Source organism: Bradyrhizobium sp. LA2.1 (genome assembly GCF_040547725.1).
GTDB lineage: Bacteria > Pseudomonadota > Alphaproteobacteria > Rhizobiales > Xanthobacteraceae > Bradyrhizobium > Bradyrhizobium barranii.
Genome location: NZ_JBEPQI010000018.1, coordinates 22,876 through 35,304, shown reverse-complemented (window position 1 = coordinate 35,304; position 12,429 = coordinate 22,876). Strand labels below are relative to the sequence as shown.

At 64.7% G+C, this 12,429-nt stretch carries 11 protein-coding genes; 4 read left to right on the top strand and 7 right to left on the bottom strand.

Annotated elements, in window-relative coordinates; translation table 11 throughout:
* The first annotated feature begins 64 nt into the window (after positions 1-64).
* Both pobA and ABIB95_RS29920 read left to right on the top strand, forming a co-directional pair.
* On the top strand, positions 65-1,234 hold the full coding sequence (pobA, locus tag ABIB95_RS29925; protein ID WP_354244626.1) for a 4-hydroxybenzoate 3-monooxygenase: 1,170 nt from the start codon (positions 65-67) through the stop codon (positions 1,232-1,234).
* Between the two features lie 231 nt (positions 1,235-1,465).
* Positions 1,466-1,885, top strand: coding sequence for a PaaI family thioesterase (locus tag ABIB95_RS29920; RefSeq protein ID WP_354244624.1), 420 nt, complete (start codon positions 1,466-1,468; stop codon positions 1,883-1,885).
* A gap of 146 nt (positions 1,886-2,031) precedes the next feature.
* On the opposite strand, the gene ABIB95_RS29915 is transcribed toward ABIB95_RS29920, so the two are convergent.
* Positions 2,032-2,916: a LysR family transcriptional regulator gene (locus ABIB95_RS29915; protein ID WP_354244621.1), complete on the bottom strand. Its 885-nt coding sequence runs from the start codon at positions 2,914-2,916 to the stop codon at positions 2,032-2,034.
* A 121-nt stretch (positions 2,917-3,037) separates the two neighbouring features.
* On the opposite strand from ABIB95_RS29915, the gene ABIB95_RS29910 reads away from it, so the two are divergent.
* Positions 3,038-3,673: a pyridoxamine 5'-phosphate oxidase family protein gene (locus ABIB95_RS29910; RefSeq protein WP_354244619.1), complete on the top strand. Its 636-nt coding sequence runs from the start codon at positions 3,038-3,040 to the stop codon at positions 3,671-3,673.
* A gap of 190 nt (positions 3,674-3,863) precedes the next feature.
* Here the strand turns inward: ABIB95_RS29910 and ABIB95_RS29905 are convergent, their stop codons facing one another.
* Genes ABIB95_RS29905 through ABIB95_RS29895 form a run of 3 tightly spaced genes read right to left on the bottom strand, consistent with a single transcriptional unit; the run spans position 3,864 to position 7,408 of the window.
* Complete coding sequence (locus ABIB95_RS29905; RefSeq protein WP_354244616.1) at positions 3,864-4,595, bottom strand: ABC transporter ATP-binding protein; 732 nt, start codon at positions 4,593-4,595, stop codon at positions 3,864-3,866.
* The gene (locus tag ABIB95_RS29900; protein ID WP_354244613.1) at positions 4,592-6,361 is read right to left on the bottom strand and encodes a branched-chain amino acid ABC transporter ATP-binding protein/permease; all 1,770 of its coding nucleotides are present in this window, start codon (positions 6,359-6,361) and stop codon (positions 4,592-4,594) included. The genes ABIB95_RS29905 and ABIB95_RS29900 overlap by 4 nt, the downstream gene beginning before the upstream one ends.
* Before the next feature lie 6 nt (positions 6,362-6,367).
* Positions 6,368-7,408, bottom strand: a complete 1,041-nt coding sequence (locus tag ABIB95_RS29895; protein ID WP_085403557.1) for a branched-chain amino acid ABC transporter permease — start codon at positions 7,406-7,408, stop codon at positions 6,368-6,370.
* Between the two features lie 177 nt (positions 7,409-7,585).
* Here ABIB95_RS29895 and ABIB95_RS29890 point away from each other — a divergent pair, with 177 nt between their 5' ends.
* Positions 7,586-8,107 carry a MarR family winged helix-turn-helix transcriptional regulator gene (locus ABIB95_RS29890; RefSeq protein WP_038933532.1) on the top strand — a complete coding sequence of 174 codons (522 nt, stop codon included), beginning with the start codon at positions 7,586-7,588 and terminating at the stop codon, positions 8,105-8,107.
* Positions 8,108-8,238: 131 nt separating this feature from the next.
* Here the strand turns inward: ABIB95_RS29890 and ABIB95_RS29885 are convergent, their stop codons facing one another.
* The 3 genes from ABIB95_RS29885 to ABIB95_RS29875 form a co-directional block, all read right to left on the bottom strand.
* Positions 8,239-9,522 (bottom strand): glycerate kinase type-2 family protein, encoded by a 1,284-nt coding sequence (locus ABIB95_RS29885; RefSeq protein WP_231143881.1) that lies wholly within the window; start codon positions 9,520-9,522, stop codon positions 8,239-8,241.
* A gap of 183 nt (positions 9,523-9,705) precedes the next feature.
* On the bottom strand, positions 9,706-10,935 hold the full coding sequence (locus ABIB95_RS29880; protein WP_071916731.1) for an ABC transporter substrate-binding protein: 1,230 nt from the start codon (positions 10,933-10,935) through the stop codon (positions 9,706-9,708).
* 240 nt (positions 10,936-11,175) lie between these two features.
* Entirely contained in the window at positions 11,176-12,402 is a 1,227-nt protein-coding gene (locus ABIB95_RS29875) for an ABC transporter substrate-binding protein (RefSeq protein WP_354244609.1), read from the bottom strand.
* Between the last annotated feature and the right edge of the window lie 27 nt (positions 12,403-12,429).

The following is a 12,429-nucleotide window of genomic DNA, read 5'->3' as shown; positions in this document are numbered from 1 at the left end:
CTTGCGCGGACCGACGCGACAAGCGAGCCGCGGCGAAAACCTACAGGATCGGGAGGAGCAAGTATTGCGGACAAAAGTCGCAATCATCGGGGCCGGGCCGGCCGGATTGTTGCTTGGGCAACTGCTGCACCAATACGGCATCGACAATGTGATTCTGGAGCGGCAGAGCCCGGACTACGTGTTGGGCCGCATCCGTGCCGGTCTCCTCGAGGAGGGAACCGTTGCGCTGCTCGACCAGATCGGCGCCAGCGCGCGGGCGCATGCCGAAGGCCTGGTGCATGAAGGCATCGAGCTCGCCTTTTCCGGCCGCCGTCACCGCATCGACATGAAGGCCGCGACCGGCAAGACGGTCATGATCTATGGCCAGACCGAGGTCACGCTCGACCTGATGAATGCGCGCAAGGCCGCTGGTCTCACCTCGGTCTACGAGGCCAAGGACGTGCAGCCGCATGATTTCGACGGCAGTCGGCCGCGCGTCACCTATGTCAAGGACGGGGTCACCCACACGATCGATTGCGACTTCATCGCCGGCTGCGATGGCTTTCACGGCGTCAGCCGCGCCAGCGTCCCGGCCACGGCGATCGAGGAGTTCGAGCGGATCTACCCGTTCGGCTGGCTCGGCATCCTCTCGGAGACGCCGCCTGTCAGCCACGAGCTGATCTATTCCAACCACGCCCGCGGCTTCGCGCTCTGCACCATGCGCTCGACCAAGCGCAGCCGTTACTACGTGCAGTGCGCGCTCGACGACCATGTCGACCAATGGCCGGACGACCGCTTCTGGGACGAATTGAAGCGCCGGCTCGACCAGGAGGCGGCCGACAGTCTCGTCACCGGCCCCTCGATCGAGAAGAGCATCGCGCCGCTGCGCAGCTTCGTCGCGGAGCCGATGCGATTCGGCAGGATGTTCCTGTGCGGCGACGCCGCCCACATCGTGCCGCCGACCGGCGCGAAGGGGCTGAACTTAGCTGCCAGCGATGCGCATTATCTGTCGAACGCACTTCGCGAATTCTACGACGAGAAATCCAACGCCGGCATCGATGCCTATTCCGCCACGGCGCTGGCGCGGGTCTGGAAAGCGGTGCGCTTCTCCTGGTGGATGACCTCGATGCTGCACAAATTCCCCGACACCGGCACCATCGGCGGGCGCATCCAGCTCGCCGAGCTCGACTACGTCACGCAGTCGCAGGCCGCGATGACGTCGCTGTCGGAGAATTATGTGGGGCTGCCGTTTTAGGACGGTGCCGTCGGTGCCGTAGGGTGGGCAAAGCGTAGCGTGCCCACCAGCACTACCTTCGGTGAGGGACGGTGGGCACGGCGCTGCGCGCCTTTGCCCACCCTACGGCACTGTTCTCAACAATGAGCATCATTTCAAACACCCACGCAAATTCCGTTTAAAACTTTGTAGGCGATGAAATCGTCATCCACATCGCGTTCAATGGCGCCAGCCAGCAACACGAGACACGCTATGACCGACACCGACATCCCCGACGGCTTCGAGCCGCTTTCGCGCAAGAGTCCGCTCACCGAGCCGTGGGAGCCGCTCTACGCGAAGAAAACCGACAAGGCCGTGATCATCGGCCTGCGCCTCGCCAGGCCGCACACCAACGGCCGCGGCTTGATCCATGGCGGCCTCATCGCCGCACTCGCGGACAACGCCATGGGCTATAGCTGCGCGCAGATGACGAACTGGACCACCTCGTTCGTCACGATCTCGCTCACGGTCGATTTCGTCGGCTCCGCCGAGATCGGCCAGTGGCTCGCGATCGAGAGCGACGTGATCCGGACCGGCAAGACGATCTGTTTCGCGCAATGTCTGGTGAAGGCGGACGACACCGTGATCGCGCGCGCCAGCGGGACATTTCGGGTGGTTCCGAAGAAGGGGTAAGGCTCTCGTGCCCCGGACGCGGTGCGGCGCGAAGTGCCGCTCCGCAGAGCCGGGGCCCATCCATCCGCAGCCCTTGCTCTGGCCTTCTGGGTCCCGGCTCTGCGCAGCAACGCTACGCGTTGCAGCGCGTCCGGTACACGAGACCATCACCCAAACTTCCACTCCGCCGTCTCCACCACCAAATCAATGAACGCGCGCACCTTGGCCGACAGCAAACGCGAGGTCGGATAGACGATGTGGATCGGCAGCGCCGGCTGCTCGTATTTCGCCAGCACGATTTTCAGCCGCCCGCGCTTCAACCCCTCTGCGGCCTGATAGGCCAGCACCCGCGTGATGCCCCCGCCGGCTTCTGCATATTGCAGGGCGGCGTCGGCGCTGTTGCTGGTAAAACGTGGCGTCGGCGTCCACTCGATATCGCGGCCGTCCTGGACGAAGTGCCAATTGGCGTAGGGGCCGAACGCGATGGTCTGGTGCGCGAGCAATTCCTGTGGCGTCTTCGGCTCGCCGTGGCGTTTCAGGTAGCCCGGCGTCGCCACCGTGATCCGCCGCATCTCGCCGACCTGGCGTGCGACCAGCGAAGAATCGGCGAGATGGCCGATCCGCACCGCGGCATCGACTGCGTCCTCGACGAGATTGACGAGGTTGTCCGAGAGCCTGAGCTCGGCCGTGACCTCCGGATAGCGCTTGAGATAATCGGTCATGACCGGCGCGACATGCAGCCGCCCGAAGCCGAGGGGCGCCGACACCACCAGACGGCCGCTCGGCCGGTTACGCTCCTCCCGCGCCGAGCCGTCGGCCTCCTCGACATCGGCGAGGATCCGCCGCGCGCGCTCCAGATAGCGTGTGCCGACATCGGTCAGCCGCACCTGCCGCGTGGTCCGCTGCAGCAGGCGCGCGCCGAGATGCTCCTCCAGCGCCGCGATCAGCCGCGTCACGGCCGACGGCGACAGCTGCAGCTTGCGCGCCGCCGGCGCAAAGCCGCGCAGATCGGCGACGGTGACGAAGACGTGCATGGCTTCGAGGCGGTCCATGGAATTATTGCATATATTGCAATGATGAAGTGTCAAGTGGCCAGATTGTTTTGCCCGCCGGAAGGTCCATTTTGGAGAGCGAAAGACGCAGGGATGCGCCGGGATTTCAGGAGATGTTCCGATGACGGCAACTCACACCTACGCCAGCGACGTGGCGTTCACGCCGGCGGTGAAATTGATCCAGACCCGAAAGGGATCGCGCGAAGGCTATGCCCATGCCGAGCAGCGCGGCTGGCGCACCGAGGTCGATGAGAACCTCGCGGCGTTCCTGGCTGACGCCAACAGCTTCTATTTCGCCACCGCCTCGGCCGATGGCCAGCCCTACATCCAGCACCGCGGCGGCCCGAAGGGGTTTTTGAAGGTGCTGGACAAGCAGACGCTGGCTTTCACGGACTACGCCGGCAACCGGCAATACATCACGCAGGGAAACCTGTCCGAGAATCCCAAGGCCTATATCTTCGTGATGGACTACGCCCATCGCCGCCGCGTGAAGATCTGGGGCGAGGCGCGCGTCGTCGAGGACGATGAGGCGCTGACGACGTCGCTGATGCCCAAGGGGTACCGCGCGCGCCCGGAGCAGGTGATCCTGTTCAAGATCGCAGCGTGGGACACCAACTGCCCGCAGCACATTCCGCAGAAGTTCGATGCGCCGGATGTCGCGGCAGCGCTGGCGGCGAGGGACCAGCGGATCGCGGAGCTGGAAGCGGAGGTCGCGGCGTTGAAGGGAAAAGCAAGTCTGCCTTCAGGAGAAAGCTAGCGTGGCTCACGGTACACCCTCTCTCCCTGCGGGAGAGGGTGGCTCGCGGCGTAGCCGCGAGACGGGTGAGGGGTGTCTCTCCGCAGGCGATGGTCCCACGTCGTCATTCGTGGAGAGAACCCCTCATCCGGCGCGCTGACGCGCGCCACCTTCTCCAACGAGGGAGAAGGAAGAGGAGCCAGCCAAGAAATCAGATCACACTCGCGCCTTCGTGCTGGAAACCGAGGTAGCTGGCCGCCACGCGCTCGTTCGCCGCGACATCGCTGGCCTTGCCGCTGAGCACGAACTCGCCGAGCTCCATGACATAGGCCTGGTCCGCAATCTTCAGCGCGGCCTGCGCGTTCTGCTCGACCAGCAGCACGGAAACGCCGCTGGCGCGCAGCTCAGTGACGATGCGGAAGATGTCGGCGACGATGATCGGGGCGAGGCCGAGGCTCGGCTCGTCCAGCATCAAGAGCTTCGGCTCGCCCATCAGTGCGCGGCCCATCGCGAGCATCTGCTGTTCGCCGCCGGAGAGGGTGCCCGCGAGCTGCTTGCGCCGCTCCCTCAGCCGCGGAAACAGCGTGTAGACGCGCTCCATCGAGGCTTTCGCCTTGCTGCGCTCGATGCGGAAGGCCCCGAGCTCGAGATTGTCCTCGACATTCATGGTCACGAACAGCTCGCGGTGCTCGGGGACGAGGCCGAGCCCCATCGCGACGCGGTCCTCGATGTCGAGCCGTGACAGATCCTGCCCGGCGAAGGCGACGCGGCCCTTCAGCGGCAAGATGCCCATGATGGCGGAGAGCAGCGTGGTCTTGCCGGCGCCATTGGCGCCGACGATGGTGACGATCTGGTTGGCGCCGACCTCGAGCGAGACCGAGCGCACGGCCTCGACCTTGCCATAGGCGACATGGGCGTCGGCGACGGACAACAGCGCGCTCATGCCGCCACTCCGAGATAGGCCTTGATCACTTCGGGATTCGTCTTGATCGTGGCGGGCGTGCCTTCCGCGATCTTGGTGCCGAAATCGAGCACCACGATGCGGTCGGCGAGGTTCATCACGAAGCCCATGTCGTGCTCGACAAGAAGCACGCTCATGCCGCCGTCGCGCAATTCGCGCAGCAGCGCGGCAAGGCGCTGCTTCTCCATGTGGCGCAGGCCGGCGGCCGGCTCGTCGAGCAGCAGCAGCATCGGATCGACGCATAGCGCACGCGCGATCTCGACGATGCGCTGCTGGCCGAGCGAGAGCGAGCCTGCGAGCTGATGCATCTGCTCGGCGAGGCCCACGCGCTCGATCTGGCGGGCGGCCTCCGCGAGCAGCTTCGCTTCATCGGCGCGGTCGAGCCGCAGCATCGAGGAGATCGGTCCCGAATGGCCGCGCAGATGCGCGCCGATCGCGACGTTCTCCAGCACGGTCATATCAGGGACGAGCTTCACATGCTGGAAGGTGCGGGAGATGCCGAGCTTGACGATCTCCTGCGGTGGCGCCCTGTCGACCTTCTTGCCGAGCACCGAGATCGAGCCCGATGTCGCCGACAGCACGCCGGTGATCAGGTTGAACGTCGTGCTCTTGCCGGCGCCGTTCGGTCCGATCAACGCGACGATCTCGCGGGCCTGCACGTCGAAGGAGACGTTGTTGACCGCGATCACGCCACCGAACTGCTTTCGCGCCTTCTCGACCTGGAGCAGGACGCCGGACTGGCCGGCCGCGCGGGTGCGCTGCTCCAGTTTCAGCGAGGTGTCCGGCTTCTTGCCGCGGGTTCGCTCGGGCAGGAACGACATCAGCCAGGGCCAGACGCCGCCGGGCGCAAGCTGGAGCAGCGCCACCAGCAGGATGCCGAACACGATGGTCTCGACCTGTCCGGAGCCGGGCAGGATCAGCGGCAAATAGCTTTGCAGCACCTCCTTCAGGACCACGACGATCGCCGCGCCCAGCACGCCGCCCCAGACATAGCCGGCGCCGCCGACCACCGCGATGAAGAGATATTCGATGCCGGCCTGCGCGCCGAACGGCGTCGGGTTCACCGCGCGCTGGAGATGTGCGTAGAGCCAGCCGGAGAGGCCGGCGAGCACCGCGGCGTGGATGAACACCAGCAGCTTCGCGCGCGGCGTGTGCACGCCGAACGCTTCGGCCGCGACGTGTCCGCGGCGCAGTGCGCGGATGGCGCGGCCGGTGCGGGAATCCAGCAGGTTCATCGTGAGCAGGGCCGAGAGGATGACGGCAACCCAGATCGCGTAATAGATCGAGCCGGGCGAGAGCATCTTGAACGAGCCGATCGACAGCGGCGGGATCGCTGAGATGCCGTCGTTTCTTCCCAGGAATTCCAGCTTGCTGAAGAGATAGAACAGGCCCAGCCCCCAGGCGAGCGTGCCAAGCGGCAGATAGTGCCCGGAGAGACGGACAGTGACGAGGCCAAGCAGCACCGCCAACGATCCGCTGACCAACAGCGACAGCGGCAAGGTCAGCCACGGCGACAGGCCATAGGCCGTCGACAGCACCGCGGTGGTGTAGGCGCCGAAGCCGACGAAAGCCGCCTGGCCAAACGAGGTCAGGCCGCCGACGCCGGTGAGCAGCACGAGGCCCATCGCGACGAGGGCGGCAAGGCCGATATTGTCGAGCAGCACGATCCAGAACGGCGGCATGCCCGGGACGAACGGAATCGCCGCCATCAGAAGCGCGAAGATGAGGATGGGAAGCCGGCTCTGCATCGCGCGTCAGTCCTTCTCTTCCTCGACCGCGGGCGCGGCGAGCGAGCGCAGCAGCAGCACGGGGATCAGCAGCATGAAGACGATCACTTCCTTGTAGTTGGAGGCGTAGAAGGACGAGAACGCCTCGACGATGCCGACGACCAGCGCCGCGACGGCGGTGAGCGGATAGCTGACCAGGCCGCCGATGATCGCGGCAACGAAGCCCTTGAGGCCGATCAGGAAGCCGGAGTCGTAATAGAGCGTCGTGATCGGCACGATCATGATGCCCGACAGCGCGCCGATGACGGACGCCAGCAGGAAGGCGATCTGGCCGGACAGCGTGGTGCGGATGCCGGCAAGGCGGGCGCCGAGCCGGTTCACGGCGGTCGCGCGCAGCGCCTTGCCGTAGAGCGTCAGCCCGAAAAACAGCCAGAGCCCGACGATGAAGGCGATGGTGATGCCGTAGACGGTGATGCTCTGGCCGGTGAAGCGCAGTGCACCGGCGGTGAAGGAGCCTGATAGCACGGCAGGTCCGCGCTGGCCTTCGGCGCCGAAGAACAGCAGGCCGAGGCCCTGCAGCGCCAGGTGGACGCCCACCGATGCGATCAGCAGCACCAGCACGGAGGTGTGCGCCAGCGGCTGGAACGCGATGCGGTAGAGGTAGAGGCCGATCATCGCCACGATCACCAGCGACAGCGCGATGCAGACCGCCACCGGCGGCTTCTGGGCGGCGAAGTAGATGGTCAGCGCCAGCACGATGGCCGGCAGCACGACGTTGGTGACGAGGCTGCGCACGATCAGGCGGCCGTGCAGCGCCTTGCGCGCCACGAACAGGTCGAACACGAAGGCGCCGATGCCCAGCGCCAGCGCGAGCTTTGCCGTGCCCGGCATCTGGCCCGCGGCCAGCGAGGCATAGGTCAGCGCGCCGTAGGTGACGAATTCGCCCTGGGGAATGAGGATGACGCGCGTGACGGCGAACACCAGCACCAGCGCCAGGCCGAGCAGCGCGTAGATCGCGCCATTGGTGATGCCGTCCTGTACCAGGAACAGCATGATGGTGGTATTCAAGACCGGACGCTCCCCCTCAAAGATCGGGACCGGGCTCCGCAATTGCGGTGGACGGTCCGCTCACAGCCATTGAAACGCTGACGATATTTGATATGGTCCATAACAATTATCAAATATAACTTCAAGGGTGGGGCGGACGACCCGCCCCGAATTTAGCGGGATCACGAGCACGAGGCGATGACCGTTTCCAAAACCGCTGAAAAGTCTTCTGAAAAGCCCGGCGACGCGGCCAAGGGCCGCAAGGACGCGGCCGAGGCCCAGCCTGAAGCCCTCCAGCTTGGCGAGCTCTCCGAGCAGCTCGGCTACGTGCTGAAGCGGGCGCAGCTCAAGGTGTTCGAGAACTTTTTGCGCTGCATGGCCTCGCTCCAGCTCACGCCTGCGCAGTTCTCCGTGCTGCTGCTGGTCGAGAAGAATCCGGGCCGTAACCAGACCGAGATCGCCTCGACGCTCGGCATCCTGCGCCCGAACTTCGTGGCGATGCTCGACAATCTGGAGAGCCGCGACCTTTGCGCGCGGATCCGCTCCACCAACGACCGCCGCTCGCACATCCTGGTGCTGACCGACAAGGGCAAGGCCGTCCTGACCCGGGCGAAAAAGCTGGTCGCCACCAAGCACGAGTCCCGGCTGAACGAGCTGCTCGGGCAGTCCAACCGCGAAGCCCTGATCGGGATGCTCTCGAAGATCGCGAACGAGTTTTGAGGCCCGGCTGTCATCGCCCGGCTTGACCGGGCGATCCAGTACTCCGAGACGTTTGTGATCGAGCCGATAGGCCGCAGCGTACTGGATTCCCCGCCTTCGCGGGGAATGACAGCGAGACCTGGGCAGGCGCCTCAATCCACCAAAATCACCCGGATATCGTTCACGTTCGTCAGCGTCGGTCCCGGCATCAGCAGATCGCCGGTCGCCTCGAAGAACGTCGTCGCGTCGTTGTTGTCCAGATACGCCTGCGGCTGAAGCGCCAGCGCCTTCATCTTCGCGAACGTCGCAGCATCAATCAGCGCGCCGGCGGGATCGGTGGGGTGGCCGGCGCCGCCATCGGCGCCGTCGGTGTCGCCGGCGAGAGCGGATATGTCAGGCGTGTCCTTCAGCAGGCCGGCGAGCGCCAGCGCATATTCCTGGTTGGGGCCGCCGCGCCCATTGCCGCGCACGGTAACGGTGAGCTCGCCACCGGAGAGGATCGCAAGGCGCTTGCCCTGCGCGCGTGCTTCAAGCGCGAGCCTGGCGTGATCGGCGGCGACCTCGCGGGCCTCGCCTTCGAGATCGGCGCCGAGATCGATGGTCTCATAACCCGCTTCCTTGGCGAGCTTCACCGCGGCGTCGAGCGATTGCTTGGGCCGCGCGATCAGCTCGAAATGCGCGCGCGCGAAGGCGGCATCGCCCGGCTTGCAGCTTTCGTTGGCGGGGTCGTCGAGCGCGCGGCGGACGGCGTCGTCGATGGCGAGCTTGTACTTCGCGACGATCGCGCGCGCATCCGCCAGCGTGGTCGGATCGGGCACGGTGGGGCCGGAAGCAATGGCGGACGGATCGTCGTGCGGCACGTCGGAAATCGCGAGCGTCACGATCTCGGCGGCATTCTTGCCGGCGCGCGCCAACCGGCCGCCCTTGATCCGCGACAAATGTTTCCGGACCGTGTTCATCTCGCCGATCGGCGCGCCCGAGCGGAGCAGCGCCTTGTTGACCGCCTGCTTCTGCGCGAAGCTGATGCCGTCCACCGGCGCGATCCAGTTCGCCGAGCCGCCGCCGGTGAGCAGCACCAGCAGCAGATCGTCGGGCCCGGCCTCGCCAGCGAGCGCGAGCGTATCGGCGGCGCCCTTCAGGCCGGCCTCGTCGGGCACGGGGTGACCGGCCTCGACCACGCGGATGCGGCGCGTCGGCACGCCGTAGCCGTGGCGCGTGGTGGCGATGCCGACGAGGCGCTCCGGCGCGAGCTTGAGCGTGTCGAGATAGTGCCGCTCGGCGGCCGCGGCCATCGCAGCCGCGCCCTTGCCGGCGGCGAGGCAGATCACGCGTCCTTTAGGCGCGGGCCGCAGATGCGGCGCCAGAATCGTGCTGGGATGGGCGGCGGCAACGGCGGCGTCGTAGAGCGCGCGGAGCAGGGGACGTCGGTCGGTCATGGCGAAGGCCTTCAGCGAACTGAAATGATGGCGACAAAATCGCCGGCTCCCTGCCTACCGCATCAGGCGCCAAAGCGTAAGCGGGCTTTACCATCATTCGATTGTGCAATCGCGTGATCATAATCCGCGCGCAAGCAAAAGCCCCCTGCGATGGCCGCGCAGGGGGCTCTCTGTCGTTTGGGGTTAGCCGCCGACGTCGGCGCTGATCACGTCTCCGAACAGCTCCCACTTCTCGCCCTTGAACTTCTCGAGTTGAAGCTGGCTGATCGGCGCGAAATCGGTCGGCGAGGTGTTGACCTTCACGCCCGGCAGCAGTGCCTCGGTGCGGAAGTCCTTCAGGTTCGCCGCCTGCTTCATGATGTTCTCGCGCGTGAGATTGTCACCGCACTGCTTCAAGACCTGGACCAGTGTCTGCGCCACGGCATAGCCGACGATCGTGCCCTTATCGAGCTTGTCGCCCTCGGGGAAGTATTTGGTCATGAACGCCAGAAACTCCTTCATGCCGGGATCGTTGTTCCACGCGGGATCCGACACGTCCTTGAGATAGTCGGCCGAGATGATGTCCTGACCGTTCTCGAAGCCGGCCGGCTTCATCACGCTGCCGACGGAGGCCGAGACGTTGTTGAGGAAGTGCAGCGGCTTCCAGCCGATCTCGGAATTCTTCTTGATCGCTTGCGCGGCGAATTTCGGCGTCGTGATGTTCATGAAGACGTCGGCGCCGGTCGACTTCAGCTTGACGATGTGGTTGTCGATGGTTGGCTCGGAGGTCTCGTAGCTCTCTTCGATGACGATCATCGAGGCGGCTTTCGAGCCGAGGCCGTCCTTGAGGCCCTTGAGATAGTCCTTGCCGTAATCGTCGTTCTGGTAAAGCACCGCGATCTTGGCGTCCGGCTTGTTCTTGAGCAGCCACTTCGCATAGATCTGCGTCTCGCTCTGGTAATTGGGCTGCCAGCCCATCGTCCAGGGGAAGTTCTGCGGATCGTTCCACTTGGTGGCGCCGGTCGCGACGAACAGCTGCGGCACCTTCTTCGAGTTCATGTATTTGTGGATCGCCGAGTTCGGCGGCGTGCCGAGCGAGTTGAAGATGAACAGCACCTCGTCGCTCTCGACCAGCTTGCGGGCCTGCTCCACCGTCTTCGGCGGCGAGTAGGCGTCGTCATAGGAGATGTAATTGATCTTGCGGCCGTTGATGCCGCCCTCGTCGTTGATCTTCTTGAAATAGGCGGCTTCGGTCCGCCCGATGATGCCGTAGGCGGAGGCCGGTCCGCTGTAGGGCATGATGTTGCCGATCTTGATTTCGGTGTCGGTCGCGCCGGTATCGTATTTCTTCTGGGCCGATGCAGTGGAGGCCGAGGCCGCAATGAGCGCAAGCGCCAGTGACGCGGCCGCAAGTTTGCCGGTGACAGCGGGCATTCCTATCTCCCTATTTTCTTGGTGTGTGTGCGTCCCTTTTCTTGGCTTGATGATTTTTGGCGGCGCGGAGGCAATTCAATACGATTTACCGGGAGCCTTCAACAGAAAGCCCCCGCGGCTGTGTCGCAGGGGCTGCTCCTTTAGTAGTCAAGGACCGGCGCGCGCTCGTGTGCGACTGCGAGACGGCGCCGCTGTCTTGAGTTGATTAACCAGTCGGAGGCGATTTTGAGTTGCGCGGCTTCAATGGCCGAGCTCGCTCGAGATGATGTCGCCGAACAGCTCCCATTTCCTGCCCTTGAACCGCATCATCTGGAGCTGCTCGATCGGGGCGAAATTATCGGCGGAGGTGTTGATCTTGATGCCGGGCAGCAGCGTGTCGGGCTCGAAATCCTTCAATGAAGCGGCCTGCTTCATGACGTTCTCATGGGTGAGCTCGTCGCCGCACATCTGCAGCACCTTCACCATGGTCTGGGCCGCGGCATAGCCGAACACCACACCGGCATCGAGCTTGTTGGCCTTGGGGTCGTACTGCGCGAGGAAATTATAGAACTTCTTCATGCCGTCATCGGCATTCCATTGCGGGTCGGAGCCGTCCTTGGTGTAGCTCGCCGACAGGATGCCTTGCGAGATCTCCAGGCCCGCGGGCTCGAGCACGCCGCCGACCGAAGCCGAGACGTTGGAGATGATGTGGACCGGATGCCAGTTGATCTCGGCCGCCTTCTTGATCGCCTGCGCGGCGAATTTCGGCGTGGTGATGCTGAGGAAGACGTCGGCGCCGGAGGCCTTCAGCTTCACGACGTGCTCGTCGATCGCGGGCTCCGATGTGTCGTAGCCGTCTTCGAGCACGATCATCGACGCCTTGGCCCCTAAGCCGTCCTTCAGCCCCTTCAGATAGTCCTTGCCGAAATCGTCGTTCTGGTAGAGCACGCCGATCTTCGCGTCCGGCTTCTCCTTCATGATGTATTTGGCGTAGATCCGCGCCTCGCTGGCGTAGCTCGGCTGCCAGCCCATGGTCCACGGATATTGCTTGGGATCGTTCCACTTGGAGGCGCCGCTCGCCACGAACAGCTGCGGCACCTTCTTCTCGTTCATGTATTTGCGGATGGCGCCGTTGGTGGAGGTGCCGAGCGAGCCGAAGATCAGCAGCACACCGTCGCTCTCGACCAGCTTGCGCGCCTGCTCCACCGTCTTCGGCGGCGAATAACCGTCGTCGTAGGAGATGAACTTGATCTTGCGGCCGTTGATGCCACCCTCGGCATTGATCTTGTTGAAATAGGCTTCCTCGGTCTTGCCGATCGCGGCATAGGCGGAGGCCGGACCGCTATAGGGCATGATGTTGCCGATCTTGATCTCGGTATCGGAAGCGCCGCTGTCGTATTTTTTTTGCGCCAGTGCCGGGCTGCTCACCGCAGTGCACAACGCGAGCGCGGCCGAAACGGCCGCAACCTGAAATCGAACGACAGTCATCTTTCTCCACCCGGAATGGATCGGCGC

Bases quoted from the DNA above. Each gene is read 5' to 3' on its own strand.
- ABIB95_RS29880 (WP_071916731.1), bottom strand. From the start codon at position 10,935: ATGCCCGCTGTCACCGGCAAACTTGCGGCCGCGTCACTGGCGCTTGCG.
- ABIB95_RS29920 (WP_354244624.1), top strand. From the start codon at position 1,466: ATGACCGACACCGACATCCCCGACGGCTTCGAGCCGCTTTCGCGCAAG.
- ABIB95_RS29905 (WP_354244616.1), bottom strand. From the start codon at position 4,595: ATGAGCGCGCTGTTGTCCGTCGCCGACGCCCATGTCGCCTATGGCAAG.
- ABIB95_RS29900 (WP_354244613.1), bottom strand. From the start codon at position 6,361: ATGCAGAGCCGGCTTCCCATCCTCATCTTCGCGCTTCTGATGGCGGCG.
- ABIB95_RS29915 (WP_354244621.1), bottom strand. From the start codon at position 2,916: ATGGACCGCCTCGAAGCCATGCACGTCTTCGTCACCGTCGCCGATCTG.
- ABIB95_RS29910 (WP_354244619.1), top strand. From the start codon at position 3,038: ATGACGGCAACTCACACCTACGCCAGCGACGTGGCGTTCACGCCGGCG.
- ABIB95_RS29885 (WP_231143881.1), bottom strand. From the start codon at position 9,522: ATGACCGACCGACGTCCCCTGCTCCGCGCGCTCTACGACGCCGCCGTT.
- ABIB95_RS29890 (WP_038933532.1), top strand. From the start codon at position 7,586: ATGACCGTTTCCAAAACCGCTGAAAAGTCTTCTGAAAAGCCCGGCGAC.
- ABIB95_RS29875 (WP_354244609.1), bottom strand. From the start codon at position 12,402: ATGACTGTCGTTCGATTTCAGGTTGCGGCCGTTTCGGCCGCGCTCGCG.